This window comes from Rhizobium sp. PAMB 3174 (assembly GCF_052908375.1).
Map to the genome: position 1 here is coordinate 3,240,214 of NZ_CM128608.1, position 22,662 is coordinate 3,262,875.

General features: G+C 62.1%; 32 protein-coding genes and 1 tRNA gene. 10 read left to right on the forward strand and 23 right to left on the reverse strand.

Annotated elements, in window-relative coordinates; all coding sequences use genetic code 11:
• Nucleotides 1–31 precede the first annotated feature (31 nt).
• The 8 genes from ACU5AY_RS15580 to infC form a co-directional block, all read right to left on the reverse strand.
• Nucleotides 32–664, reverse strand: coding sequence for a 3'-5' exoribonuclease domain-containing protein (locus ACU5AY_RS15580; protein ID WP_446826884.1), 633 nt, complete (start codon nucleotides 662–664; stop codon nucleotides 32–34).
• A 61-nt stretch (nucleotides 665–725) separates the two neighbouring features.
• The gene (locus ACU5AY_RS15585; RefSeq protein WP_446826885.1) at nucleotides 726–1,001 is read right to left on the reverse strand and encodes a DUF2442 domain-containing protein; all 276 of its coding nucleotides are present in this window, start codon (nucleotides 999–1,001) and stop codon (nucleotides 726–728) included.
• On the reverse strand, nucleotides 976–1,218 hold the full coding sequence (locus ACU5AY_RS15590) for a DUF4160 domain-containing protein (protein WP_446826886.1): 243 nt from the start codon (nucleotides 1,216–1,218) through the stop codon (nucleotides 976–978). The genes ACU5AY_RS15585 and ACU5AY_RS15590 overlap by 26 nt, the downstream gene beginning before the upstream one ends.
• A gap of 4 nt (nucleotides 1,219–1,222) precedes the next feature.
• Complete coding sequence (locus ACU5AY_RS15595) at nucleotides 1,223–1,543, reverse strand: DUF2442 domain-containing protein (protein WP_446826887.1); 321 nt, start codon at nucleotides 1,541–1,543, stop codon at nucleotides 1,223–1,225.
• Nucleotides 1,540–2,622: a phenylalanine--tRNA ligase subunit alpha gene (gene pheS / locus ACU5AY_RS15600; RefSeq protein ID WP_446826888.1), complete on the reverse strand. Its 1,083-nt coding sequence runs from the start codon at nucleotides 2,620–2,622 to the stop codon at nucleotides 1,540–1,542. The genes ACU5AY_RS15595 and pheS overlap by 4 nt, the downstream gene beginning before the upstream one ends.
• Nucleotides 2,623–2,762: 140 nt before the next feature.
• On the reverse strand, nucleotides 2,763–3,167 hold the full coding sequence (rplT, locus tag ACU5AY_RS15605) for a 50S ribosomal protein L20 (protein WP_446825601.1): 405 nt from the start codon (nucleotides 3,165–3,167) through the stop codon (nucleotides 2,763–2,765).
• 37 nt (nucleotides 3,168–3,204) lie between these two features.
• On the reverse strand, nucleotides 3,205–3,408 hold the full coding sequence (gene rpmI, locus ACU5AY_RS15610; protein WP_446825602.1) for a 50S ribosomal protein L35: 204 nt from the start codon (nucleotides 3,406–3,408) through the stop codon (nucleotides 3,205–3,207).
• 217 nt (nucleotides 3,409–3,625) lie between these two features.
• On the reverse strand, nucleotides 3,626–4,162 hold the full coding sequence (infC, locus tag ACU5AY_RS15615; protein ID WP_261932012.1) for a translation initiation factor IF-3: 537 nt from the start codon (nucleotides 4,160–4,162) through the stop codon (nucleotides 3,626–3,628).
• Between the two features lie 211 nt (nucleotides 4,163–4,373).
• Between infC and ACU5AY_RS15620 the strand changes: the two genes are divergently transcribed.
• Both ACU5AY_RS15620 and ACU5AY_RS15625 read left to right on the forward strand, forming a co-directional pair.
• Entirely contained in the window at nucleotides 4,374–5,150 is a 777-nt protein-coding gene (locus tag ACU5AY_RS15620; protein ID WP_446826889.1) for an alpha/beta hydrolase, read from the forward strand.
• A 112-nt stretch (nucleotides 5,151–5,262) separates the two neighbouring features.
• On the forward strand, nucleotides 5,263–5,874 hold the full coding sequence (locus tag ACU5AY_RS15625) for a transglutaminase-like cysteine peptidase (protein ID WP_446826890.1): 612 nt from the start codon (nucleotides 5,263–5,265) through the stop codon (nucleotides 5,872–5,874).
• Nucleotides 5,875–5,959: 85 nt separating this feature from the next.
• Here ACU5AY_RS15625 and mbfA read toward each other — a convergent pair whose 3' ends face one another.
• Nucleotides 5,960–6,943 (reverse strand): iron exporter MbfA, encoded by a 984-nt coding sequence (gene mbfA / locus ACU5AY_RS15630; RefSeq protein ID WP_446825605.1) that lies wholly within the window; start codon nucleotides 6,941–6,943, stop codon nucleotides 5,960–5,962.
• Nucleotides 6,944–7,144: 201 nt separating this feature from the next.
• On the opposite strand from mbfA, the gene ACU5AY_RS15635 reads away from it, so the two are divergent.
• The 4 genes from ACU5AY_RS15635 (at nucleotide 7,145) to ACU5AY_RS15650 (ending at nucleotide 10,210) form a co-directional block, all read left to right on the forward strand.
• The gene (locus ACU5AY_RS15635) at nucleotides 7,145–7,558 is read left to right on the forward strand and encodes a DUF3830 family protein (protein ID WP_446826891.1); all 414 of its coding nucleotides are present in this window, start codon (nucleotides 7,145–7,147) and stop codon (nucleotides 7,556–7,558) included.
• 157 nt (nucleotides 7,559–7,715) lie between these two features.
• Entirely contained in the window at nucleotides 7,716–8,822 is a 1,107-nt protein-coding gene (locus ACU5AY_RS15640) for a TRAP transporter substrate-binding protein (protein WP_446825607.1), read from the forward strand.
• 77 nt (nucleotides 8,823–8,899) lie between these two features.
• A complete protein-coding gene (locus tag ACU5AY_RS15645) occupies nucleotides 8,900–9,367 on the forward strand; it encodes a group III truncated hemoglobin (protein ID WP_446826892.1) in 468 nt (155 codons plus the stop codon).
• Between the two features lie 87 nt (nucleotides 9,368–9,454).
• Nucleotides 9,455–10,210 (forward strand): SDR family oxidoreductase, encoded by a 756-nt coding sequence (locus ACU5AY_RS15650; protein ID WP_446826893.1) that lies wholly within the window; start codon nucleotides 9,455–9,457, stop codon nucleotides 10,208–10,210.
• A gap of 15 nt (nucleotides 10,211–10,225) precedes the next feature.
• Here ACU5AY_RS15650 and ACU5AY_RS15655 read toward each other — a convergent pair whose 3' ends face one another.
• The 5 genes from ACU5AY_RS15655 to ACU5AY_RS15675 all read right to left on the reverse strand — a co-directional run bounded on the left by ACU5AY_RS15655 (nucleotide 10,226) and on the right by ACU5AY_RS15675 (nucleotide 13,325).
• Nucleotides 10,226–11,251 (reverse strand): histone deacetylase family protein, encoded by a 1,026-nt coding sequence (locus tag ACU5AY_RS15655; RefSeq protein ID WP_446826894.1) that lies wholly within the window; start codon nucleotides 11,249–11,251, stop codon nucleotides 10,226–10,228.
• Between the two features lie 73 nt (nucleotides 11,252–11,324).
• Entirely contained in the window at nucleotides 11,325–11,711 is a 387-nt protein-coding gene (locus ACU5AY_RS15660; RefSeq protein ID WP_446826895.1) for a hypothetical protein, read from the reverse strand.
• A gap of 77 nt (nucleotides 11,712–11,788) precedes the next feature.
• A complete protein-coding gene (locus ACU5AY_RS15665) occupies nucleotides 11,789–12,319 on the reverse strand; it encodes an N-acetyltransferase family protein (RefSeq protein WP_446826896.1) in 531 nt (176 codons plus the stop codon).
• Entirely contained in the window at nucleotides 12,316–12,894 is a 579-nt protein-coding gene (locus ACU5AY_RS15670; RefSeq protein WP_446826897.1) for a helix-turn-helix domain-containing protein, read from the reverse strand. The genes ACU5AY_RS15665 and ACU5AY_RS15670 overlap by 4 nt, the downstream gene beginning before the upstream one ends.
• Before the next feature lie 53 nt (nucleotides 12,895–12,947).
• A complete protein-coding gene (locus tag ACU5AY_RS15675) occupies nucleotides 12,948–13,325 on the reverse strand; it encodes a hypothetical protein (protein ID WP_446826898.1) in 378 nt (125 codons plus the stop codon).
• Nucleotides 13,326–13,534: 209 nt separating this feature from the next.
• Here ACU5AY_RS15675 and lepA point away from each other — a divergent pair, with 209 nt between their 5' ends.
• The gene (lepA, locus tag ACU5AY_RS15680; protein WP_446825614.1) at nucleotides 13,535–15,361 is read left to right on the forward strand and encodes a translation elongation factor 4; all 1,827 of its coding nucleotides are present in this window, start codon (nucleotides 13,535–13,537) and stop codon (nucleotides 15,359–15,361) included.
• A gap of 8 nt (nucleotides 15,362–15,369) precedes the next feature.
• On the opposite strand, the gene ACU5AY_RS15685 is transcribed toward lepA, so the two are convergent.
• From ACU5AY_RS15685 to ACU5AY_RS15710, 6 genes are all read right to left on the reverse strand, one after another.
• Nucleotides 15,370–15,666: a type II toxin-antitoxin system RelE/ParE family toxin gene (locus tag ACU5AY_RS15685; protein ID WP_446826899.1), complete on the reverse strand. Its 297-nt coding sequence runs from the start codon at nucleotides 15,664–15,666 to the stop codon at nucleotides 15,370–15,372.
• A gap of 2 nt (nucleotides 15,667–15,668) precedes the next feature.
• Nucleotides 15,669–15,908 carry a type II toxin-antitoxin system ParD family antitoxin gene (locus ACU5AY_RS15690; protein WP_446825616.1) on the reverse strand — a complete coding sequence of 80 codons (240 nt, stop codon included), beginning with the start codon at nucleotides 15,906–15,908 and terminating at the stop codon, nucleotides 15,669–15,671.
• Between the two features lie 168 nt (nucleotides 15,909–16,076).
• Nucleotides 16,077–16,367, reverse strand: a complete 291-nt coding sequence (locus ACU5AY_RS15695; RefSeq protein WP_446826900.1) for a hypothetical protein — start codon at nucleotides 16,365–16,367, stop codon at nucleotides 16,077–16,079.
• A gap of 104 nt (nucleotides 16,368–16,471) precedes the next feature.
• Nucleotides 16,472–16,957 carry a GFA family protein gene (locus ACU5AY_RS15700; RefSeq protein WP_446826901.1) on the reverse strand — a complete coding sequence of 162 codons (486 nt, stop codon included), beginning with the start codon at nucleotides 16,955–16,957 and terminating at the stop codon, nucleotides 16,472–16,474.
• Nucleotides 16,958–17,049: 92 nt separating this feature from the next.
• On the reverse strand, nucleotides 17,050–17,625 hold the full coding sequence (locus ACU5AY_RS15705; RefSeq protein ID WP_446825619.1) for a transglycosylase SLT domain-containing protein: 576 nt from the start codon (nucleotides 17,623–17,625) through the stop codon (nucleotides 17,050–17,052).
• An 81-nt stretch (nucleotides 17,626–17,706) separates the two neighbouring features.
• The gene (locus ACU5AY_RS15710) at nucleotides 17,707–18,444 is read right to left on the reverse strand and encodes a type 1 glutamine amidotransferase (RefSeq protein ID WP_446826902.1); all 738 of its coding nucleotides are present in this window, start codon (nucleotides 18,442–18,444) and stop codon (nucleotides 17,707–17,709) included.
• 156 nt (nucleotides 18,445–18,600) lie between these two features.
• Between ACU5AY_RS15710 and ACU5AY_RS15715 the strand changes: the two genes are divergently transcribed.
• On the forward strand, nucleotides 18,601–18,882 hold the full coding sequence (locus ACU5AY_RS15715) for a SelT/SelW/SelH family protein (RefSeq protein WP_446825961.1): 282 nt from the start codon (nucleotides 18,601–18,603) through the stop codon (nucleotides 18,880–18,882).
• Between the two features lie 60 nt (nucleotides 18,883–18,942).
• Here the strand turns inward: ACU5AY_RS15715 and ACU5AY_RS15720 are convergent, their stop codons facing one another.
• Nucleotides 18,943–19,296: a BA14K family protein gene (locus ACU5AY_RS15720; protein WP_446825621.1), complete on the reverse strand. Its 354-nt coding sequence runs from the start codon at nucleotides 19,294–19,296 to the stop codon at nucleotides 18,943–18,945.
• 298 nt (nucleotides 19,297–19,594) lie between these two features.
• Here ACU5AY_RS15720 and ACU5AY_RS15725 point away from each other — a divergent pair, with 298 nt between their 5' ends.
• Nucleotides 19,595–21,019 carry a phosphomannomutase gene (locus ACU5AY_RS15725; protein ID WP_446825962.1) on the forward strand — a complete coding sequence of 475 codons (1,425 nt, stop codon included), beginning with the start codon at nucleotides 19,595–19,597 and terminating at the stop codon, nucleotides 21,017–21,019.
• A gap of 81 nt (nucleotides 21,020–21,100) precedes the next feature.
• A tRNA-Leu gene (locus ACU5AY_RS15730) sits at nucleotides 21,101–21,187 on the forward strand.
• A gap of 176 nt (nucleotides 21,188–21,363) precedes the next feature.
• Here ACU5AY_RS15730 and cydX read toward each other — a convergent pair.
• Both cydX and cydB read right to left on the reverse strand, forming a co-directional pair.
• The gene (gene cydX / locus ACU5AY_RS15735; RefSeq protein WP_261931518.1) at nucleotides 21,364–21,492 is read right to left on the reverse strand and encodes a cytochrome bd-I oxidase subunit CydX; all 129 of its coding nucleotides are present in this window, start codon (nucleotides 21,490–21,492) and stop codon (nucleotides 21,364–21,366) included.
• A gap of 15 nt (nucleotides 21,493–21,507) precedes the next feature.
• Nucleotides 21,508–22,659, reverse strand: coding sequence for a cytochrome d ubiquinol oxidase subunit II (gene cydB, locus ACU5AY_RS15740; RefSeq protein ID WP_446826903.1), 1,152 nt, complete (start codon nucleotides 22,657–22,659; stop codon nucleotides 21,508–21,510).
• Nucleotides 22,660–22,662: the final 3 nt, after the last annotated feature.

Below are 22,662 nucleotides of genomic sequence, written 5' to 3' on the forward strand. Positions count from 1 at the left end.
CCCTCCTCATTCATGTCAGTCTTTTGCCGGATCATGTCACCGGTTCGGCATCAAGGTAATCATCCAGCAGGCGCGGACGTTGGGAGGCAAGTCGCAGCAGTCGCTGCAGGACGCTCGCGTATCCGCGCGCATCGTCAATCGCTCGATGGGTGTGCTTGTGATCTCCAAGCCAATCCTCGGGTGTCGCATGATTGCCGGCGAGCATGTTCACACGTCCGAAAACACCCGCCATGAATGTGCCAATGTCGAGTGGACTTTCGTTGAACAGGCAGCGTCCCCAGTGAGCGACATCAAGCACGAAACAACCAGCGAAATCGCGTAAGTAGCGATCGATCCAGATTCCGTCGAACATCAAGGGACGAGCGGCAAAGGCGCGCTTGCCTTCAAAGCTCTCGATCCAATCCGCATACTTCGTCATCACCTTTTCCGGTGCTTCCGCATTTGATGTTGCGGCTTCCCAAGCCTCCGGCTGAGTCGCCCACCAATCCATCGTTCGGGGGTCGGTGGTCCGATCTGCACGCGACGTCATCGCCGCCTCAAATTCTCCGCAAATAGTGCCGTCTTGACGGACAACGACCGTCGCAAAACTCAGCATAGAGTGCTTTGCGCAATCCGGACCATCCGTCTCGATATCGGTTACAAAATAGTGCACGAGTTCGCTCATGCTAACTTCACCGGCCGCATTTCTTCGGTTTCAAATTCCAAAGAAGCCATATATCCGATCATCACGCCACTTCCCTTGGCTCGACGGCATTCGGATATTTCCAGCCGCTTAGCATTCCGCGTACCGACAAATCCTCATCGACGTCCGGCCAATGAACCCCGTCCAACATCAACTCGACATTGTTGCGCTCGGATGGCGAGGCCGAGAGAAGCCGAGGATACCACCAAAGCGGGGTCACCACTTCCCTTCCATCGGCAAGCTTTACATGCAGATGCTTCGGATCGCACCAAGCCTCGACCGGACGCTCATTGTCAGGATATGGATTTGAAGAATTCATCCCATGCCTCCAGAAACAACTGCCTATTTTCGCTTGCCACTTCAAGAATACGCTTCAGATCATTGGCTTTGAAGCCCTGACACTCTGCCACCTCAATCGGGTTCAACCAGATCTTGCCCTTGCCGCCATGGCCGGTCACATGAATATGTGCCGGTTCCCCCATATCGGATCCGTAGAAATGAAAACGGAACCCATATTTCCGGAGGACTGTCGGCATCGGATCAGCCCATTCTTTCCGATACGGATCTCAACAATGCATCTGCTTCGAGTTCGACCTGCGGCGCGACGGCGGCCTTGACGGCGGCTTCTCCGGCGAGCAGGTCGGCGACCGCGATTTCCGCGCCGAGCTCCGGCCAGAAGACGCTGGCCGACATGAATTCCATGGCGTTGCGCTCGGTCGGCGTTGCCGCTTCCAGAGCCGGCGCCCAGCCGACTGGCACGGAAATCACCCGGCCGTCGGCCAGTTCCACGTGCAGGTAGCTGTCGTCGCACATGGCGTCGACGGGCTGCCGGCGGTGATCGTCGGGGGCCACCGACGTCACGACGACAGACCTGCAAACAGCGTCGGCATGTCCAGAGGACGGAAGCCGTAATGGGTCATCCAGCGCGCGTCCGCATTGAAGAAGTCGCGCAGGTCCGGCATGCCGTATTTCAGCATGGCGATGCGGTCGAGGCCCATGCCCCAGGCAAAGCCCTGATACTCGTCGGGATCGATCCCGCCGAACTTCAGGACGTTCGGATGCACCATGCCGCAGCCGAGGATCTCCATCCAGTCGGTGCCTTCGCCGAACTTCACGATCGGGCCGGAGCGGTCGCACTGGATGTCGACCTCGAAGGACGGCTCGGTGAAGGGGAAGAAGGACGGGCGGAAACGCATCGTCACGCTGTCGACCTCGAAGAAGGCCTTGCAGAATTCTTCCAGCACCCAGCGCAGGTTGGCGACGTTTGCCTTCTTGTCGATGACCAGGCCCTCGACCTGGTGGAACATCGGCGAGTGCGTGGCGTCGCTGTCCTGGCGATAGGTCTTGCCGGGAATGATGATGCGGATCGGCGGCTCCTGGGCCTCCATGGTGCGGATCTGCACCGGCGAGGTGTGGGTGCGCAGCACCTTGCGCTCGCCCTTTTCATCGGCGCCGAAGAAGAAGGTGTCGTGCATCTCGCGGGCCGGATGGCCTTCCGGGAAGTTCAGCGCGGTGAAATTGTAGTAGTCCGTCTCGACGTCGGGGCCTTCCGCGATCGAGAAGCCCATGTCGCCGAAGATCGCCGTGATCTCGTCGACGATCTGGCTGATCGGATGGATGCGGCCGCGCTCGGCCGGGGAGGAACGCACCGGCAGAGAGACGTCCACCGTCTCGGCCTTCAGGCGTTCGGCGATGGCGACGGCCTTCAGATCGGACTTGCGGGCGGCGATCGCCTCGGCGACCTCGTCGCGCATCGCATTGATCTCGGCGCCACGGGTCTTGCGTTCTTCCGGCGACATCTTGCCGAGCGTCTTCAGAAGCTCGGAGATGGACCCCTTCTTGCCGAGAGCCGAAACGCGGACGGCTTCGATCGAGCCTTCGTCAAGGGCCGCGGCAATGTCGCTCATCAGCGATGTCTTCAAAATTTCCAGGTCGGACATGTTTCTCAAAACTTTCCTAATCGTCTGCCGGCGCATTGCTTAATCCGCCCGCAGGACCCTGACAACAGAAAAACCCGCGCTGGCCCTGCCAGCGCGGGTTTCCCAATTCTGATAAAGTGCAAGCTTGGGAAGCGCTGGTCTTAGCCGACTGCGCGTTCAAACTCGTTGGTGGTGCCTTCCGACTTCAGGTACTCGAGCGCCTTCTTGGAGGCAGCAACGAGCGCACCGAATGCTTCCGGCTCATGGATCGCCATGTCGGAGAGGACCTTGCGGTCAACTTCGATGCCAGCCTTGTTGAGGCCGTCGATGAAGCGGCCGTAGGTCAGGCCGAATTCGCGGACGGCGGCGTTGATACGCTGGATCCACAGAGCGCGGAAATTGCGCTTGTTGACCTTGCGGTCGCGGTAAGCGTACTGCTTGGCGCGATCAACCGCAGCCTTGGCGGTGCGGATGGTGTTCTTGCGGCGGCCGTAAAAGCCCTTGGCTGCCTTGAGGGTCTTCTTGTGCTTGGCGTGAGCGGTTACGCCGCGTTTTACACGTGCCATGTCATGATCTCCTTAAAATCCAAAAATGCCGAAAGTCTCAGAGACCGTTGGGCAGGTAGTTCTTCACGACCTTCTTGCCGTCTGCTTCGGCGAGAACCATCGTGCCGCGTGCGTCGCGGATGAACTTGTTGGACCGCTTGATCATGCCGTGGCGCTTGCCGGCGGCAGCCGCGACGACCTTGCCGGTCGCGGTGATCTTGAACCGCTTCTTGGCGGACGATTTCGTCTTCATCTTGGGCATTTTGCTACTCCGTTCTTCATATTGGTCGCGGACCCGTTGAAGATGCAGGTCCGACAGCATTAAGAACGGCCTCGGCATGCCCTGCCGGACCGTTCGGAACGCGCGCTTATAACCGCAAGGCTTTGAAAGTGCAAGCCGGGTCCGGCGCTTTGTTTCCCGGAATGCAAAAAGCCGCCCCATGACGAGCGGCTTCGAGCAAAATCGGTCTTAATTCAGCTCAGCGCGGAGCGAGAACCATCATCATCTGACGGCCTTCGAGCTTCGGCTCGGCCTCAACCTTGGCGATTTCCGCCGTGTCGTCCTTGACCTGCATCAGGAGCTTCATGCCGAGTTCCTGGTGCGCCATTTCACGACCACGGAAACGCAGCGTGACCTTGACCTTGTCGCCTTCTTCGAAGAAGCGGTTCATCGCCTTCATCTTCACCTCGTAGTCATGGGTGTCGATGTTCGGGCGCATCTTGATCTCCTTGATCTCGATGACCTTCTGCTTCTTGCGCTGCTCGGCGGCCTTCTTCTGGTTCTGATACTTCAGCTTGCCCAGATCGAGGATCTTGCAGACCGGAGGTTCGGAATTCGGAGAGATTTCGACGAGGTCGAGACCCGCCTGTTCGGCAAGCGCCAGTGCTTCATCGGTGGAAACGACGCCGAGATTCTGGCCTTCATCGTTGATGAGCTGGATTTTGGGAACGCGGATGTCCCCGTTGGCGCGAGGGCCCTCGCTGGTCGGTGCGCCGGCTTTGAAAGGTCTGCGAATGGTCGTGTTCTCCTCAAACTATTGCAGATGACGGTCGAATAAATGCGGATAGCTCCGCTTTTCGCGGCAATGTCGTGATTACCCCGGTGAAGTCAATAGCACGCCTTCAAGAAAAAATCACCACCTGTCCGCAGGAGACAGAATCTGGTTTAACACGGGGAAAATTCAACCCTCATGCCCTCAAAAGCAAAGCGGAGCGGATACAATCGACATGGAATTCCTGACCCTTGCCACCTCATCGCCCGAACGCAGGATCGCTGTTGCGGCACGCCCGGCCACCGACGCAACGGATGCGCCGACGCTCGTCTGGCTTGGCGGCTACCGCTCCGACATGGACGGAACCAAGGCGATAGAGCTGGACCATTTCGCCGAGGAGAACGGGATCGGCTGCGTCCGGTTCGACTATTCGGGTCACGGCAGGTCGAGCGGCGACTATCGCGACGGCACCATCTCGCTCTGGCTGGAAGAGGCGCTGGCCGTCATCGACCACTATATAAAGGAGAGAATGATCCTTGTCGGCTCCTCGCTCGGCGGCTGGGTTGCCCTTCGCGTCGTCGAGGAGATGAAGAAGCGCGGGGACGCCGGGCGGCTTGCCGGTATCGTGCTGATCGCGCCGGCGCCGGACTTCACCTATGAGCTCATCGAGCCCGCTCTGACGGAGGCGGAGAAGACGTCGCTTGCCGAGCGCGGTTATTTCGAGGAGCCGTCCGAATACAGCGCCGATCCGAACGTCTTCACCCGTGCGCTGATCGAGGACGGGCGGCAGAACCGCGTGCTCGACGGCATCATCGAGACGGGATGCCCCGTCCACATCCTGCAGGGCATGCAGGACCCGGACGTGCCCTACGCCCACGCGCTGAAGCTTCTCAATCATCTGCCGGCCGACGACGTGGTCATGACGCTCATCCGCGACGGCGACCACCGGCTGTCGCGCCCGCAGGACATCGAGCGCATGCTTGCGGCCGTCGAAGGCATGGTTGCAGAATAACTTCAATTTTAACCATAAGCCCAATCGGCCATGGTTAACGAAGTCATAATGATTGACTCGACCCGCCTCGACGTTCTTAACTCTTTGTTAAGAATTAGGGGACGGGTTGATCATGACCGGATCAGGCAAAACCATGCTTTTCGTGGCCATCATGGCCATACTGGCATCCGCCAACATCGCTATGCCGGCACAGAACAAGCTGCGCGCGATGATCACCGGCAACATCACCTCCCAGCCGATCGGCCATTACGAATTCTGCAAGATCAACAAGGCCGAGTGCAGCATCCGCAGCAAGGTCGAGCCGGCGCCGAAGATCACCGCCTATGGCTGGGACGTGATCCGCAAGATCAACACCACCGTCAACACGACGATCGTGCCGATGACCGACGAGGAGCTCTACGGCCGCGAGGAAGTCTGGGCCTACCCGACGACCGCCGGTGACTGCGAGGACTTTGTCCTCCTGAAGCAGAAGCTCTTGATGGAAAAGGGTTTTGGCGCGCAGGACCTGCTGATCACCGTCGTGCGCAAGCCGGACGGCGAGGGCCACGCGGTACTGACGCTCCGGACGTCCGAAGGAGACTATATCCTCGACAATCTCGACAACCAGGTGAAGCTCTGGTCGGACACCCCCTACACCTATCTGAAGCGCCAGGCGGCCTTCAATTCGGGCCGGTGGGTGACGATCGAGAACTCCGACGAAGTGCTGGTCGGCGCGCTCAAGTAAACCTTTCGATCTGACTTACGAAAAAGCGCCCGGTGCTCGCCGGGAGCTTTTTCGCGTTCGCTCTGTCGGATTTGAGGCCCTGCGCTTATCCCGAGTTGCCGATCAGGACGCCGGCGGCAAGCACGAGCGAGCCACCGAGCACGACCTGGAAGGCGGCGCGCAGGAACGGCGTTTCCATGTACTTGTTCTGGATGAAGGCGATCGCCCAGAGTTCGACGAACACGACCACCGCGGCAATCGCCGTCGCGGTCCAGAAATGCGGGATGAGGTACGGCAGGGCGTGACCGAGGCCGCCGATCGCCGTCATGATGCCCGACGCCAGGCCGCGCTTGATCGGCGATCCGCGGCCGGAGATGACGCCGTCATCGTGTGCGGCTTCAGTAAAGCCCATGGAGATGCCGGCGCCAACTGATGCCGACAGGCCGACAAGGAAGGTCTGCCACGTGTCGCCGGTGGCGAAGGCCGCCGCGAAGATCGGCGCCAGCGTGGAGACGGAGCCGTCCATCAGGCCAGCAAGACCGGGCTGGACATAAGTCAGGACGAACTGCTTGTGTTCGGCCTGGTCCTCCTCCTCGCGCGCGCCGTCGCCAAGGTGGCGTTCGGTCAGCATGTGGGCGGTTTCCTCGTGCCCCTGCTCGGCGAGCGCCAGTTCATCCAAGAGCTTGCGGGTCGAGGCGTCCGAGGTGCGCTTGGCCGCCTCGGTGTAAAAGCGGTAGGCCTGCGCTTCCATGGCCTCGGCCTGGTCGCGCATCTTTTCCAGCGACATGGTCTGCATCAGCCAGTCCGGCTTGCGCTCGGGAAAGCCGCGGACGTGCTCGCGGCGGATCAGCGGGATCTCCTCGCCAAAGCGGCGGCGAAACATGTCGATCAGCATGTTCTTGTGGGTGACTTCCACCAGGGCCATGTCCTCAAACACCTTGGCGGACTGCGGCGCCCGGTCCTTCAACATCGCGGCATAGGCACGGTAGATGCGCGCGTCATCCTCCTCCGAGGAGATGGCCAGACCCAGGACCTCCTCCTCGCTCAGGGATTCGAAGGATTTCTTGGAAGGGGAAAAAAGACGCAGCATGGAAAACCTCAATTTAGAATTATTCTAAATTTAGTCCCGTGCCCCACAAGCGTCAACACCCGGGGCGCGGACAATGAGGCTTTTGCGACGTTTAACCGCTGCCTGCTGGGGATGTCTGCCGGACGATTGAAAGTTTCGCATCTGCGTGAGAAGAGTTCTCACAAAAGCGTAGACATCCAAGCCTTCAGGAAGGAATCCGCCATGCCAGATCTCATCATTCACGCAGGGCCCTTCCAGTTCCCGGCCCGCTTCGAGGACAAGCGCGCGCCGGCAACCGTCGCGGCCTTTCGCAAGGCAATGCCCTTCGAAAGCCAGATCGTGCATGTGCGCTGGAGCGGCGAAGGGGTCTGGATCCCGCTCGGTGATCGAGATTTCGGCGTCGGCTACGAGGATGCGACAAGCTACCCCTCGCCCGGTCAGGTGATCCTCTATCCGGGCGGCGTCAGCGAGACGGAAATCCTGATCGCCTACGGCAATGTCTGCTTCGCCTCGAAGGCCGGCCAGCTTGCCGGCAACCACTTCATCACGATCACCGACGGTCTCGATCGGCTTTACGAGCTTGGCAGGACGACGCTGTGGAAGGGCGCGCAGCCGATCCGCTTCGAGCTTGCCTGAACGCGCGTCGCGTCGTGCAATAGTCGATCAATATAATAAGCAAATCGTACTAGTTTTGCCGATTCCGGTCTTGCAACGTGTCCGGGAGCGGACTTACAGCTTGCGCGCGCACGGGGGAGGACGTGACGCCAAGACAGTATATTTTTGAGGAAATACCATGGATCGTCGCACATTTTTCAAGAAGACCGGCACCGCCGGTCTCGGCGCAGCAGCGGCCACCGCGCTTGCCGCACCCGCAATCGCCGCCGAAAGCCCCAAGATCAGCTGGAAGATGGTCTCTTCCTTCCCGAAGAACCTCGACATTCTCTTCGATGCCGGCACGGAAATCGCCGAGAGCGTGAACGAAGCTTCGGACGGCAATTTCCAGATCGCCACCTATGCCGCGGGCGAGATCGTTCCCGCGCTGCAGGTAGCCGATGCCGTTGGTGACGGCACCGTCGAGATGGGCCATTCCTGCTGCTACTACTATATCGGCAAGAACCCGGCCTTCGCACTCGGCACCGCCGTTCCCTTCGGCATGAACGCCCGCATGACCAACGCCTGGTTCAGCGAAGCCGGCGGCAACGACATGATCAACGAGCTGCTGTCGTCCTACAACCTCTACGCTCTGCCGGCCGGCAATACCGGCGCCCAGATGGGCGGCTGGTTCCGCAAGGAGATCAACTCGCTGGAAGATATGAAGGGGCTGAAGATGCGCATCGCCGGCCTGACCGGCCAGGTGATGGAAAAGATCGGCGTGACGCCGCAGCAGATCGCCGGCGGCGATGTCTACTCCGCGCTCGAGAAGGGCTCGATCGACGCGACCGAATTCGTCGGTCCGTATGACGACCTGAAGCTCGGCTTCTACAAGGTCGCCAAGTACTACTACTATCCCGCATGGTGGGAAGGTGGCCCGGCCGTGCATGCGTTCTTCAACCTGGAGAAGTTCAAGGCGCTGCCGAAGAGCTACCAGCGCATGCTGACCGACGCCTGCGCGCGTGCCAACCAGTCGATGCTGGCGAAGTACGATGCGCGCAATGCCACGGCACTCAAGCAGCTCGTCGCCCAGGGCGCGCAACTGAAGCCGTTCAGCCGCGAGATCATGGACGCCGCCTACAAGGCGTCGCAGGAGCTTTTTGCGGAACTTTCGCAGAAGTCGCCGGAGTTCAAGAAGATCTACGACAGCCAGCAGGCGTTCAAGCGCGACGGCTATCTGTGGGAACAGGTGGCGGAGTATTCCTTCGATACCTACATGATGACCCAGCAGCGCGCCGGCAATCTCTGATTTGCCTCGGCCTCCGGTTCCGGCTATCTCAGGCCGGAACCGCCCGACCGGCGGCGTGAACCGACGGAGATTGCCGGATGAACCCGGAGCTTGCAGCGAGAGCCGCCCACCTCAAGGATATCGAGGACCGTGCCCGCGCCAACATGGCGGCGATGGGTGTCGACGACGCCTTCATCGACCGCCTTGTCGAGACATTCTATTCCCGCATCCAGGCGCATCCCACGCTCGGACCGGTCTTTGCCGCGCGCCTTGACGGGCGCTGGCCGGATCACCTGGCAAAGATGAAACGCTTCTGGTCGGCGGTCGCCTTCAAGAACGGTGCCTATGGCGGCAAGCCTGTCCAGGCGCACCTGACCGTCGAGAACATGAAAGAGCCGCTGTTCAAGGAATGGCTGCAGCTTTTCGCGGCAACGCTTGACGACCTCGGCGTGTCATCGGATGCCAAAGCCTGGTTCATGACAACCGCCGAGCGGATCGCCAAGAGCCTGGTGCTGGCGCTGTTCTACAATCCGGCGCTGGACGATCCGGCCAAGCGCGCCAACTGACCGCGCCTCGGCCTGCCGCGCTGGAATCGGGTGGTTGCGGGACACCGGGCCGTCTACTTGGGAACTCCCTACAAGAGGAGAACCCAAATGGAACTGCAGGGTAAAGCAATCATCATAACCGGCGCCAGCAGCGGCATCGGCGAAGCGTCAGCGCGGCTTTTTGCCAGGGAAGGCGCCAACCTCATCCTCGGCGCCCGCCGCGCCGATCGTCTTGAGGACATCGCAGGCGAGATCAGCAGAAGTGCAGCGGGACGCGCCGTCTTCCTTGCCGGCGATGTCGGCGACGAAACCTATGCAGAAGCGCTTGTCGATCTTGCCGAAACGGAATTCGGAGGGCTCGACGCCGCATTCAACAATGCCGGAATGGCGGGCAAATACGCTCCGATACCCGACATGACCACCGACAACTGGCATGCGGTCATCGCCACCAACCTGACCAGCGCCTTTTTCGCGGCCCGCAAGCAGATCCCGGCAATTCTGCGCCGCGGTGGCGGATCGGTCGTGTTCACCTCGTCCTTCGTCGGACACACGGTCGGTTTGCCACGCATGGGCGCCTATGCCGCGTCAAAGGCGGGCCTGATCGGGCTGACGCAGGTCCTCGCCGCCGAATACGGGGCACAGGGGATCCGGGTCAATGCGCTGCTGCCGGGCGGCACGATGACGGAAATGGCCGGCGACGACCCCGCCTTTCATGAGTTTGTCCGCGGGCTTCATGCGTTGAAGCGCATGGCAAATCCGGAAGAGATTGCGGAGGCAGCACTTTTCCTCATCGGCCAGCGGTCCTCCTTCGTGACCGGCACCGCCTTTCTTGCCGACGGCGGAAATTCGATCAGCAAGCTCTGACGACCGGCGGCTTGCCTACGCCTCAAGCCCTTTCAGGACATTGGCGACGTTGAGGCCGATTTCAGGGACGCCGTAGCCGCCCTCCATCAGCACAAGCACCGGCAGGCCGCTGCCGGCGATCATCTCGCCCATGCGGATATAGTCCGGTGTCTTCAGCTTGAAGAAGGAGATCGGGTCCTTTTCGAAGGTGTCGACGCCGAGCGAGACGACAATCGCCTCGGCGCCGAACGCCTTGACGCGCGCCAGTGCGTCGGCAAGCGCTGCGGACCATGCCTCCCAGGCGGTTCCCGGCGGCATCGGATAGTTGGCGTTCAGCCCCTCGCCGGCACCGGCGCCGGTCTCGTCGGCATAGCCCCAGAAATGCGGGAAGGCATCGGCCGGATCGCCATGCAGCGAGGCGAAGAAGATGTCGCCGCGCTCGTAGAGAATGTCCTGCGTGCCGTTGCCATGGTGGAAATCGACGTCGAGGACGGCCACCTTTCGGGCGCCTTGGTCCAAAAACCGTTGCGCCGCGACCGCCGCATTGTTGATGAAGCAGTAGCCGCCGTAAAGGTCGATGCCGGCATGGTGACCGGGCGGACGGCAGAGCGAAAAGCAGGAGCGGTTGCCCTCGTTCAGCCAGTCGACGCCGGAAAGCGCGCAGTTCATCGAGGCAAGTGCAGCCTCGTAGGTGCCCTTGGTGATCGAGGTCTCGATGGCATTGGCATAATAGCCGAGCGCGCCGTCGATGTCCTTCGGCACGATCTGGCGGGCCCGGCGGACGGGCAGCACCGTCGGGATCGCCTCGCCCTCGTAGCCGGCGGCGACCCAGCGCTCCCAGGCGGTCTTCAGGAATTCCAGATAGCCGGCGTCGTGGACCTTCGATGCGGTCTCGAGCCCGTGGCTTGCAGGGGCGACGACATCGGTGAAGCCCTCTTCCCTGACCGCCGCCAGGATCCATTCGGCGCGAAACGGCCCCTCGAACGGCTTGACCAGTTGCCCGCCGTGAAGCTCCGTCTTCGCGTCGCGCAGTTTGTGGTCTTCCGAATAAAATACGCGCATGCTGCGTTCCCTTTGCCAATACACCGGGAACGCTAGCGCGGCGGCTAAAGCGCCGCAAGCCGGATCGTCCGGGCTATTCGGTGAGGTTGATCTCTTCGGTCTCGCCGCCCGTGCAGGTGTAGCAGCAGTCGTCGCAATCGTCCTTGTCGTCCGGACCGACGCCCCAGTAAGTCTGCTGGTCGCCCGCGACCCAGGCGCCGTAGCAAATGTTCTCGCCTTCCGTGCAGGAGAGCGGGATTTCCTTGGTCTCGCCATCGTCGAGATAGTAGACCTCGCCGCCGCCCGGCCAGACATGCTCCCTGTCCTGGCTATAGAGTTCGACCTCCACCGCGTTCGGGTGGTCGTTGCGCATGACGAAGGTGACGTCGGCGGCAAATGCCGGCGCGACGATGAGGACGAGAGCCGCGGCCGTGACGGCGCGGCGGCAGCGGAGAGCTGCCGAGCGAAGAGGCGATTTCATGTGTATTTCCCCGAAAGCCTTGAGCGGCCGGAGCGATATAGTCACATTTCCGATGGGTCTGGAAGTGGTCCGCGAGGTCAAGCGGCGACGCGCTTGTAGAAAATCGTCGTCGAGCAATAGCTGCCGTCCGGATAGAGCGCGTAGTCCGGGATGACGCCGCTGCGTTGCCAACCGAAGCGAGCATAAATCTCCTCCGCCGGTGACCCCGTCGCCGTGTCGAGTACCAGAAGCCAGCGTCCGTGTTTCGCCGATTCGCGTTCCGCGGCTTCCATCAGCAGGCGGGAGATGCCCCTGCCCCTGGCCGCGCTGTGAACGAGCAGCTTCATCAGGTCGCCGCGGTGGGGCTGGTTGGGCTTCATGGCAAAGCCGACCTGCACCGTGCCGAGGATCCTGCCGTCGACCTCGGCCGCAAACAGCAGGATCTCGCCGCGACCGACCGCCCCGGCGATACCTTTCCAGTAGGTATCCGCTTCGTCCTTGGAGAGCGGCGACATGAAGCCGAGCGAGGCGCCACCCTCGACGCCATCGACCAGGATATCCGAAAGCGCAGGAATTGCCTCCAGCGCCTGTTGCTGGTCCAGAAGCCGCATACTGGCCGTCGTCGTCATTTCAGTCCCCTGTCTATGACGACCGCATAGCGCGCCGTCGTCTTGCCCGGATTAAAGAAGGCATGGCCCTGGCCGATGTTCATGTGAAGGCAGTCGCCGGGGGCAAGGCGATGAACCGCCTCTCCGACGGAGAGCTCCATCACCCCTTCGAACAACCAGACATGCTGGCTCTGGCTCTGCGCCGCCGCCTGCGGCGGATAGAAGACGCGCGCGCCCGGCGGAAACTCGACCTCAACGATGTCGACGCGCGCACCCATGCCCGGTGGCGAAACGGAGCGGCGCAGGTATCCCGTCTCTGGATCGGTCCAGACCTTCTGGCTTGCGCGGCGCGACAGGGGATCGGCTGTCTCTTCCGCGCCTTCGAAGAAGGAGGACAGCGAAAGCCCCATGGCGGTGCAGAGCCTGGCGAGCAGCACGGCCGTCGGGCTCGCCTCCGCCCTTTCGATGCGCGAGATCATCGCCCGGCTGACGCCGGATTCGGCCGCCAGGGTGTCTAGCGTCATGTTGGCGCCAAGGCGCAACGCCTTGAGCCGCTCGCCAATCGCCAGATCGAATCCGTCCGCATCGCTTTCCATTATAAGAGATTATTTCTCTCTCATAATGGAGTCAATGCCGATTGCAGAGAACGTTACTGCACGAGATTGAAGGTTTCGGTCCGGCCGTCGGAGCAGGTAAAGCAGCAGTAGGGGCAGCCGTGCTCGTTGCCCTGGCCCACGCCCCAGAAGGTTTCCGTGTCGCCCGTCGCCCAGGCGCCGTAGCAGATGCGCTCGCCCTCCTGACAGGTGAAGGTCACCGTCTTCGTCTCGCCCTTCAGGAAATCATAAGCCGAATCCGCCCCCGGCCAGACCGTGTCGGTATCCTCGCCGTAGAAGGCGACGTCCGCGGCGTCGGAGTGGTTGTTGGTGACAGCAAAGCTCATGTCGGCTGCATTGGAGATGCCGGCAGCTGCGAGGAGCAGGGCTCCAGCTGTGAGGATGCGACGCGCAATATGGATCGGATTGGTCATGTCGATTGCCCCATAACCGCCTCTCAAGGAGGACGCGCCTGAAACTACCACGCGGCATGATCGGTCAGCCATCGGCATCGATATGCATATCGTTAACGGCCACCGGTCTCCCGGACACCCTTTGCAATGGGCCGAAATCACCCGAATTTCTGCGCATCCCGCGAAATTGCCGCTTTTCCGGGGTCGAAGCCGCTGCTATATGCGCGACCATGAGCACAGATCCGAACCGCATACCGCTTAACCATATTCGCAACTTCTCCATCGTCGCCCATATCGACCATGGGAAATCGACGCTGGCCGACCGTCTGATCCAGACATGCGGCGGCCTTGCCGAACGCGAAATGTCGGAGCAGGTGCTCGACAACATGGAGATCGAGCGCGAGCGCGGCATCACCATCAAGGCACAGACGGTGCGGCTGCACTACATCGCCAAGGATGGCGAGACCTATGTGCTGAACCTGATCGACACGCCCGGCCATGTCGACTTCGCCTATGAAGTCTCCCGCTCGCTTTCGGCCTGCGAAGGCTCGCTGCTCGTCGTTGACGCCTCACAGGGCGTTGAAGCCCAGACGCTCGCCAATGTCTATCAGGCGATCGACAACAACCACGAGCTGGTGACGGTCCTCAACAAGATCGACCTGCCGGCCGCAGAACCCGACCGGATCAAGGAACAGATCGAGGAAGTGATCGGCATCGATGCTTCCGAGGCGGTACTGATCTCGGCCAAGACCGGCCTCGGTATTCCAGATGTGCTGGAAGCCATCGTCAACAAGTTGCCGGCGCCCAAGAGCGAGGGCGGTGCCAGTGCACCGCTGAAGGCGCTGCTCGTCGACAGCTGGTATGACACCTATCTCGGCGTCATGGTTCTCGTGCGCGTGCTCGACGGCGAGCTGAAGCGCGGCCAGACGATCCGTATGATGGGGACGGACGCCAAGTACCAGGTCGAGCGCGTCGGCGTGCTGACGCCGAAGATGCTGACCGTGGAAAGCCTCGGCCCCGGCGAGATCGGCGTCTTTACCGGCTCGATCAAGGAAGTGGCCGACACCCGCGTCGGCGATACCATCACCGAGGACAAGCGCCCGACCGCCAAGATGCTGCCGGGCTTCAAGCCGGCACAGCCGGTGGTGTTCTGCGGCCTGTTCCCGGTCGACGCCAATGATTTCGAGGACCTGCGCGCCGCCGTCGGCAAGCTCCGGCTGAACGACGCCTCGTTCTCCTTCGAGATGGAAAGCTCGGCAGCACTCGGCTTCGGCTTCCGCTGCGGCTTCCTCGGCCTCCTGCATCTTGAAATCATCCAGGAACGGCTGGAGCGCGAATTCGATCTCGACCTGATCGCCACCGCCCCGTCCGTGGTCTACGAACTGACGATGACGGACGGCTCGCAGCGCGAGCTGCACAACCCGGCCGACATGCCGGACGTGGTGAGGATTTCGGAAATCCGCGAACCGTGGATCAAGGCGACGATCCTGACGCCGGACGACTACCTCGGCGGTATCCTGAAGCTCTGTCAGGACCGGCGCGGCATCCAGACGGACCTGACCTATGTCGGCAGCCGGGCGATGCTGACCTATGAACTGCCGTTGAACGAAGTGGTGTTCGATTTCTACGACCGGCTGAAGTCGATCTCGAAGGGCTATGCCTCCTTCGACTATCACCTCGACGGCTACCGGGCCGGCAACCTCGTGAAGATGTCGATCCTCGTCAACGGCGAGCCGGTCGACGCGCTGTCCATGCTGGTGCACCGCATGGCCGCCGAAAAGCGCGGCCGCGACATGTGCGAGAAGCTCAAGGAGCTGATCCCGAAGCACATGTTCAAGATCCCGATCCAGGCGGCCATAGGCGGCAACGTCATTGCCCGCGAAACGATCTCGGCGCTGCGCAAGGACGTGACGGCGAAATGCTACGGCGGCGACGCCACCCGCAAGCGCAAGCTTCTGGAAAAGCAGAAGGCCGGCAAGAAGCGCATGCGCCAGTTCGGCAAGGTGGAAATCCCGCAGGAAGCGTTCATCGCAGCGCTGAAGATGAGCGACGAGTGAGACGGCGCCTAGCCGTCTTCACGCGCCAGAATGCGGGCCCAGTTCTGACGGCTTCCCAATAAGCGAACGATCAGGATCCCATCAGGATTTGCCAGATAGACGATGACGTGACTGGCGTGGAAGTGGATGCGGACTGGCGGATGAAATTCCGCGTGCTCCCGCCCTACTGAAGGCATGTCGGCCAACATAAGAAATGTTGTCTCTAACTCCGCATGATATCGCTCGGCCTGGCTGATGCCGAAGGCCTCAACTCCGAAGGCATATATACCGAGAAAATCTTCTTCGGCCTGCGCGGTGAACCGCAACTTTATTTTGCAGCACGACGGCGCGCTTCCGCCAAAAGTTCCGTCAGGCTGCGCGTGCCGACGCCACTTTCCAGCCCTTCATCAATCAGCTTTTGCATCTCCACGATACCCTGCTGACGCTCCTGGTCCCGCCGAATGAGGTCGCGGACATAGTCACTGGCATTGCCATAGCGGCCACCTCTCGACTGCTCTTCCACCCAATTCTTCATCTGCTCAGGGAGAGAAATATTCATCGTGGCCATGGTCGCTTCCTTTTTATGGCAGATATTGCCAAAATTTGCCATGACCTACAAGAGTGAATGCTAAAGCCGCGCGAATGGATTTCGATCGCCGAACACTCGCGCATATACAAACGAAAACCGCCCGCCTCCATCCGGAAGCGAGCGGTTTTTCTTATCGGTCGAAGACCGTTAGTTCGAACCCGGCGCGGCCGGGGCAGCGGGAGCCGCATCGTTGGTGGCCGGAGCTTCCGGGGCGGCCGGCTTGACGTCCGGTGCCTGTTCCGTCGTTGCCGGCGGCGTGGTGGAGGCGGTCGTGCCCGGATCGGTGCTCGGCGTGCCCATGATCGCCCAGACGGCGATGACGACCACGGCGATGGCGCCGACGGCTACCCAGGTGACCGAGCCGCCGCGACGCGGGGGCTCCGGCGGCGGCGAATAGGGATTGGGGTTCGGGTTGTTCAGGTTGGGATCATAGGTCATGGCTCTCTCCTTTTCATTCAGTGACAGGAGAATGCGCGACCCACAGCGCTGGTTCCGTTGCCTCGGAATTACCTTTGTTGCGGCAAAATCGGGGCTGCGTCGATTTAGCGCGCCGCCTTTGCCTTTGCGCGGGCGGCGTCACGGCGGGCCCAGCTATCCGCAGGCCAGAGAGCCTTCATGTCGTAGTATTCCTCGAAAGCGTTCGCGCCGTCGGGAAGGACCACCCAGGGCATTTTCGAGCGGGTGAAGATATGGACGTCGGGAACGAAGGAGGATGGATCGTCGAGCGCGGCGACCCGGACGAAGAGCATCCAGCCGCGACGCCCGTAATCGCTCCACAGGGCGGAGCCGCAATCGGGGCAGCGATGGATATCGTGGGGATGGCCGCTGTCGGTGGCCATTTCAACGGCGACCGGCGTCCCCTTGAGCACCTCGATCCGGTCCGCCTCGATGATCGCATTGATCGCAAAGGCGCTGCCCGTCTGCCGCTGGCAGTCCTTGCAGTGGCAGCAATGGATGAACATCGACCGCCCGTGCTGGCGAAAGCGGACGCCGCCGCAGAAGCATTGTCCTTCGAAGATCTCGTCCATGCCTGCCCTCCCCGGCAGCAGCAGGATTGCCGCCGTTCGATTTACGCCCGTTCAGCCGGGCGTTTCAAGATGGAAGCGCTGAAGCCCCGCCGTCAGCCTGGGCACTGCTGGAGCTGGGCGGCATAGGTGCTGGTGATCGAATTCATCTTGGCGGCCGTCCGCTGTGCCGTCGAATTGCCCCGCCAGGACCCCTTCGAATAGCCGGTGTGGCCGACATAATAGGCGAGATAGAGATTGTAGGGATCGTTGAGCTGAATGCCGTTCTGCAGATGGCTCTGGTAGTGATACCAGCCGATGAACTGGATGGCGTCCGAGAAGCTCGTGCGGTTGGCGGCAAAGCGGCCCGTCTCGCGCTTGTAGCGATCCCAGGTTCCGTCGAGCGCCTGCGAATAGCCGAAGGCCGAAGACTGCCGCTTCCAGGGAATGAAGCCGAACAGCTTCGTGCGCGGCGGCTTGGCGCGGCCGTTGAAGCTCGATTCGACGTAGATGGTCGCCATCAGCACCGGCACCGGAACGCCGTATTCGCGCTCGGTCGCCTCGGCGGCCCGGCGCCAGTTGTTGAACAGGCCGTCGCGCTGCTCGAAAATGGCGCAGGCATTGCGGGTCTGGGACGGTGGTGCGGCACAGGCCGCGAGCGAAAGCAAAAGGCAGATCGCCAGGAAACGCATAACAAAACTCCCGGATTCGAGAGATTTATAAATCGTAAAGATTAACGATCGGTTTTTAGCGAGCCTATAGAACTTGGGGGGTCAGCCAGCCATGGCCTCCGACCGGCGCGCGGCCTGCCGCCGCGCCACGCCGATCCATGCCCGCGCAATCGCCATTCCCGATGCATGGGCCGGTGCGCCATGCAAGGCGGCCTCACTGGCATGGCGGCGCGGCCAGTCGGGATCCATCCTCAGGGCGGCATCGGCGAACTCCGTGCTCCAGCGCTCCACCACCCTTGTTCCCGCCTCGAAATGGCACTGGAAGCCATAGGCAGCCTCTCCGACGCGAAATGCCTGATTGGGAACGGTTGCACCTGCCGCGAGGTGGACCGCGCCCTGCGGCAGCGTGAAGGTGTCGTCATGCCATTCGAAGGCGCGGAAGCCGCCTGCAAGGCCGCTAAGCAGTTGATCGCGGGCACCCTCCGCCGTCGGCGCAATTTCGCACCAGCCGAATTCCGTCGCCGTCCCGACGATATTGGCGGCGCCATAGGCGCGCGCCAGAATCTGGCTGCCCAGGCAGAGGCCGAGCACCGCCTTGCCGCTGTCACCGAAATCACGCATCAGGCGGGCAAGCGCCGGAAGGTAGGGGTGGGCTTCGTCATCCAGTGCATTCTGAGTACCGCCGAAAACGATCAGCGCATCGAATTCCGCATGGCCTGCCGGCAGCGTGTCACCGGCATAAGGACGACGGATGACAGGAGCAATCCCGGCCTCCGCCAGCGCCTCGCCAACGAGACCATGCTCGGTGCCGGCCATGTTTTCGACGGCGAGTATGCGCATGCCTAATCCTCGGGACGTTTTGCGAAATCGGAGGAAGATGACCATGTTCGCCAAAGCGCCGCAAGGGCCCGGCCCGCAGAAACCACGGACAAATCTGTTGCCGGCGGGCGGGCGGCTGATACGATTGCCACACGCCACATGAAAGACTGGATGACCATGGACCGGAAATACCGCATCTCGATCCTCTACTGCACGCAGTGCAACTGGCTGCTACGCTCCGCCTGGATGGCGCAGGAGCTGCTCTCGACCTTCTCCGATGTGCTGAGCGAGGTCGCCCTGGTGCCCGGCACCGGCGGCATTTTCGAGATCCGGATCGACGACGATCTTCTGTGGGAGCGCAAGCGAGACGGCGGCTTCCCCGGTCCGAAGGAGCTCAAGCAGCGGGTGCGCGACGTCATCGAACCGGGGCGCGACCTCGGCCACACCGACAGGTCCTGATGTGAAAAAGCGGGGCGCAAGGCCCCGCTTCATCAGCGTTCGTATTGTCGCTTCGCGGCCTCAGCCCCACGGCGAATGGCACACCCTGTAGTCGCCGCTATAGGAGAGGAAGCGGTTGGTGCGCGGATTGTAGGACCGGTAGCGGTCGAGGCACCAGCGGACATGCCGGTTCCAGTATCCGCCCGGAGCAGGCCGCGGTGGCGGCGGAAGCGGGCGAATTTGGCGAGGACCGCCACGCCAGTAGCAGTTGCGGTAGATGTCGCAGACCCAGCGAACGTCCTGGACGTTGCCGCTCACTCCGCCACCGGCGGCAACGGCCGGCGGAGACGCGACGAACGCGCCCGCGGGCGTCGCCGGCGCAACAGCCGCGACGCTCATGACAATACCAGCAGCTATTCTTGCAATCTTCTGCATGAGGCACTCCTTCCCAATGATGGGGTTGTTAACGCGATCCCGCCGCTTTGTTATTCATGCCAGCCCCCAATTGAAGCACAAAACCGTCGATTGTCGACAGAAATCTTGCCTACCGGTGGTCATGAGCCAAGAGGCGTCCTATCTCAGAACTACCGGCGAGAAACGACGAAGCCTGACGATTGTTCCGCATTGAGCGGTGCGATCCAGTCAAAACTTTGCATTCTCGGCCATGACTTCTATACCGATTGCGGCCCGATGACGGCCGCACACGATACCGACGAGGGAGAGAAAGTTGAGCCTGAAATTTGGAACCAGCGGCCTGCGCGGCCTTGCCACCGAGCTTGCCGGCAAGCCGGCGACAATCTACGCGACGGCGTTCGCAAGGCATCTCCTCCAATCCGGACATGCCAATAACGGCGACGCGGTGCTGATCGGCCAGGACTTCCGGCCCTCCAGCCCCGCCATCGCCGCCGCCTGCGCCGCCGCCCTTTCCGATGCCGGCTTGCGCCCGATCAACTGCGGCACACTGCCGACGCCGGCGCTGGCGCTCTACGGGCTGAAGACCGGCGCCGCCTCGCTGATGGTCACCGGCTCGCACATCCCCGCCGACCGAAACGGGATCAAGTTCTACCTGCCGTCCGGCGAGATCGACAAGCACGACGAGGCCGCCATTACGGCGCTCGCCGCCGAGGTGGAGGCGGAAACGTTTTCCACCCCCGCCGATGCGGACATGGAAGATGCCAGCGAGCGTGCGATGGCGGTGTTCTTCGACCGCAACCGTGCCCTGCTGTCGCCAGGCACTCTCTCCGGCATGACGATCGGCGTCTACGAGCATTCCACCGTGGCGCGCGATCTTCTGGCCGACCTCCTGGAACAGTATGGGGCGACCGTGAAGCGGCTTGGGCGCTCCGAAACGTTTATCCCGGTCGACACCGAGGCCGTCTCTGCCGAGACCATCGACAAGCTGAAGACATGGGCGCGCGCGGAAAAGCTCGACGCCATCGTCTCGGCCGACGGCGACGGCGACCGGCCGCTGGTGGCCGACGAGACCGGAACGCCGCTTCGGGGCGATCTTCTCGGCCTGATCGCCGCCGGCTTCCTCGGTGCCAAGGTTGTCGTCACCCCGGTCACCTCCAATTCCGGCATCGAAGGCGCCGGGCGCTACGAGGTGGTGCGCACCCGGGTTGGCTCGCCCTACGTCATTGCCGGCATGCTGGACGCGCTCGCCGACGGCAAGGACGGCGTGATGGGCTTCGAGGCCAATGGCGGGCTTCTGACCGCATCGCCGTTCCTCTTGAACGGCCGGACGCTCAATCCGCTGCCGACGCGCGACTGCTTCGTGCCGATCCTCGCCTGCCTGGCGCGTGCCGCGACGAGCGGCCAGAGCCTGTCTGCCGTCGCCGCCGACTACCGGTTGCCCGTGGCGGCCGCGGACCGGCTGGAGAACTTTGCGCAGGAACGCTCCGCCGCGCTCATGCAGCATCTCAGGGCGTCGCGCGAAAACCTCGCCGGCTTCCTTGCCGACATCGGCGAGGTCGAATCGACCAGCGACATCGACGGCCTGCGGGTGTCTCTCAAGGACGGCCGGACGATCCATTTCCGCCCGTCGGGCAATGCGCCGGAAATGCGCTGCTACGTCGAAGCCGGGAGCGAGGAAGCGGCCTCCGCACTGCTGGACAAGGGGTTGCGGACGATCCGCGCCTTCGCCGCCGCAAGCCCTTGAAAATTCTTTTCCGGCTTTGTCGCGAAAACTTCAAAATGCCTGTTGACAGCAGGCTCTCCTCCTCTTACATCGCTCCCCGTCGCCCAGATGGCGGAATTGGTAGACGCGCCAGCTTCAGGTGCTGGTACTCGCAAGGGTGTGGAGGTTCGAGTCCTCTTCTGGGCACCAATTTCATGTTCCGGACTGTTACGGAAAATACAAAAACCCCGCCTAGGCGGGGTTTTTTGTTGTCTTCTTTCTTGTGAGCAGCTTGCTCTTTCTGCCAACAGAAATCCGTCTGTAAACGGCAATGCCCCCGGCCGCATTCGTAGCGTCGGGGGCACCTTGCGCGTGCCGTGGGCGGATCAGCCGCGCTCTTTCTCGTCACCGGATTCGATGAAGCGGCGGTCGTCCTGCAGTTCGAGCCAGATGGCGTTGAGGACGGCGAAGAGGGCGGCCAGCGGCAGGCCGAGGATCCATGCGAAATACCACATATCAGATGTCCTTTCTCAATAGACGACGTCGCTGGCTTCGGTGACGCTCTTCTCGGTCACCTTGCCCCACAGGACCTTGTAGACCCATGCCGTGTAGGCGAGGATGATCGGCACGAAGATCACCGCCGACACCAGCATGACGAACAGGGTCTGGTGCGACGACGAGGCGTCCCACACCGTCAGCGACGAACTGGGCGCGATCGACGACGGCAGAATGAAGGGGAACATGGTGAGCCCCACCGACGAGATGACGCCGATGATCGAAAGCTTGGAGAACAGCAGCGTCGAGACCTCGCGGCCGGCCCGCAGGCCGAGGAAGGCCAGGAAGGCGCCGGCAAAGCCGAGGATCGGCGATACGATGATCCACGGTCGGGCCGAATAGGCGGCCATCCAGGAGCCCTGGCGGACGACCTCGCTCAGGAGCGGGTTCGAAGGTCCGTTGGCAAGCGGCGGGACGCTGAAGGCATAGGCCTGGATGCCCGCTGCCAGCCAGACGCCGGCCAGCGCGTAGCCTGCCATCATGACAAGGGCGGCGATCGAGCCGTAGCGGCGCGCCCGGGCCTGTACGGCACCTTCCGTTTTCAGGTTCAGCCATGCCGCGCCGTGCATGACGATCATCGACAGCGAGACCACGCCGGCCAGAAGCGCGAAGGGGTTCAGGAGGCCGAAGAAGGTTCCGTCGTAGAAGATCATCAGATCGTCGTTGAAGCGGAACGGCACGCCCTGCAGCACATTGCCCATGGCGACGCCGAAGATCAGCGCCGGAACTGCGCCACCAATGAAGAGCGCCCAGTCCCAGCCGTTGCGCCAGGTGGCGGAATCGCGCTTGGACCGATACTTGAAGCCGACCGGCCGCAGGATGAGGGCGGCGAGGATGGCGAACATGGCCAGGTAGAAGCCGGAAAAGCTGACCGCATAGAGCGGCGGCCAGGCGGCGAAGATGGCGCCGCCGCCGAGAATGAACCAGACCTGGTTGCCTTCCCAGACGGGGCCGATCGTGTTGATGGCGACGCGCCGTTCCGTGTCGGTCTTGCCGACGAAGGGGATGAGCGCGCCGACGCCCATGTCGAAGCCGTCGGTCAGGGCAAAGCCCGTCAACAGGACGCCAAGCAGCACCCACCAGATGACGCGCAGGACATCGAATCCAATCAGTTCAAAGAGAATCATGAT

Excerpts from the sequence above, each read along its gene's own strand:
- ACU5AY_RS15580 (WP_446826884.1), bottom strand. The coding sequence starts at position 664 with ATGAGCGAACTCGTGCACTATTTTGTAACCGATATCGAGACGGATGGT.
- ACU5AY_RS15585 (WP_446826885.1), bottom strand. The coding sequence starts at position 1,001 with ATGAATTCTTCAAATCCATATCCTGACAATGAGCGTCCGGTCGAGGCT.
- ACU5AY_RS15590 (WP_446826886.1), bottom strand. The coding sequence starts at position 1,218 with ATGCCGACAGTCCTCCGGAAATATGGGTTCCGTTTTCATTTCTACGGA.
- pheS (WP_446826888.1), bottom strand. The coding sequence starts at position 2,622 with ATGTCCGACCTGGAAATTTTGAAGACATCGCTGATGAGCGACATTGCC.
- rplT (WP_446825601.1), bottom strand. The coding sequence starts at position 3,167 with ATGGCACGTGTAAAACGCGGCGTAACCGCTCACGCCAAGCACAAGAAG.
- rpmI (WP_446825602.1), bottom strand. The coding sequence starts at position 3,408 with ATGCCCAAGATGAAGACGAAATCGTCCGCCAAGAAGCGGTTCAAGATC.
- ACU5AY_RS15620 (WP_446826889.1), top strand. The coding sequence starts at position 4,374 with ATGGAATTCCTGACCCTTGCCACCTCATCGCCCGAACGCAGGATCGCT.
- ACU5AY_RS15625 (WP_446826890.1), top strand. The coding sequence starts at position 5,263 with ATGACCGGATCAGGCAAAACCATGCTTTTCGTGGCCATCATGGCCATA.
- mbfA (WP_446825605.1), bottom strand. The coding sequence starts at position 6,943 with ATGCTGCGTCTTTTTTCCCCTTCCAAGAAATCCTTCGAATCCCTGAGC.
- ACU5AY_RS15635 (WP_446826891.1), top strand. The coding sequence starts at position 7,145 with ATGCCAGATCTCATCATTCACGCAGGGCCCTTCCAGTTCCCGGCCCGC.
- ACU5AY_RS15640 (WP_446825607.1), top strand. The coding sequence starts at position 7,716 with ATGGATCGTCGCACATTTTTCAAGAAGACCGGCACCGCCGGTCTCGGC.
- ACU5AY_RS15645 (WP_446826892.1), top strand. The coding sequence starts at position 8,900 with ATGAACCCGGAGCTTGCAGCGAGAGCCGCCCACCTCAAGGATATCGAG.
- ACU5AY_RS15650 (WP_446826893.1), top strand. The coding sequence starts at position 9,455 with ATGGAACTGCAGGGTAAAGCAATCATCATAACCGGCGCCAGCAGCGGC.
- ACU5AY_RS15655 (WP_446826894.1), bottom strand. The coding sequence starts at position 11,251 with ATGCGCGTATTTTATTCGGAAGACCACAAACTGCGCGACGCGAAGACG.
- ACU5AY_RS15660 (WP_446826895.1), bottom strand. The coding sequence starts at position 11,711 with ATGAAATCGCCTCTTCGCTCGGCAGCTCTCCGCTGCCGCCGCGCCGTC.
- ACU5AY_RS15665 (WP_446826896.1), bottom strand. The coding sequence starts at position 12,319 with ATGACGACGACGGCCAGTATGCGGCTTCTGGACCAGCAACAGGCGCTG.
- ACU5AY_RS15670 (WP_446826897.1), bottom strand. The coding sequence starts at position 12,894 with ATGGAAAGCGATGCGGACGGATTCGATCTGGCGATTGGCGAGCGGCTC.
- ACU5AY_RS15675 (WP_446826898.1), bottom strand. The coding sequence starts at position 13,325 with ATGACCAATCCGATCCATATTGCGCGTCGCATCCTCACAGCTGGAGCC.
- lepA (WP_446825614.1), top strand. The coding sequence starts at position 13,535 with ATGAGCACAGATCCGAACCGCATACCGCTTAACCATATTCGCAACTTC.
- ACU5AY_RS15690 (WP_446825616.1), bottom strand. The coding sequence starts at position 15,908 with ATGGCCACGATGAATATTTCTCTCCCTGAGCAGATGAAGAATTGGGTG.
- ACU5AY_RS15695 (WP_446826900.1), bottom strand. The coding sequence starts at position 16,367 with ATGACCTATGATCCCAACCTGAACAACCCGAACCCCAATCCCTATTCG.
- ACU5AY_RS15700 (WP_446826901.1), bottom strand. The coding sequence starts at position 16,957 with ATGGACGAGATCTTCGAAGGACAATGCTTCTGCGGCGGCGTCCGCTTT.
- ACU5AY_RS15705 (WP_446825619.1), bottom strand. The coding sequence starts at position 17,625 with ATGCGTTTCCTGGCGATCTGCCTTTTGCTTTCGCTCGCGGCCTGTGCC.
- ACU5AY_RS15710 (WP_446826902.1), bottom strand. The coding sequence starts at position 18,444 with ATGCGCATACTCGCCGTCGAAAACATGGCCGGCACCGAGCATGGTCTC.
- ACU5AY_RS15715 (WP_446825961.1), top strand. The coding sequence starts at position 18,601 with ATGGACCGGAAATACCGCATCTCGATCCTCTACTGCACGCAGTGCAAC.
- ACU5AY_RS15720 (WP_446825621.1), bottom strand. The coding sequence starts at position 19,296 with ATGCAGAAGATTGCAAGAATAGCTGCTGGTATTGTCATGAGCGTCGCG.
- cydX (WP_261931518.1), bottom strand. The coding sequence starts at position 21,492 with ATGTGGTATTTCGCATGGATCCTCGGCCTGCCGCTGGCCGCCCTCTTC.
- cydB (WP_446826903.1), bottom strand. The coding sequence starts at position 22,659 with ATGATTCTCTTTGAACTGATTGGATTCGATGTCCTGCGCGTCATCTGG.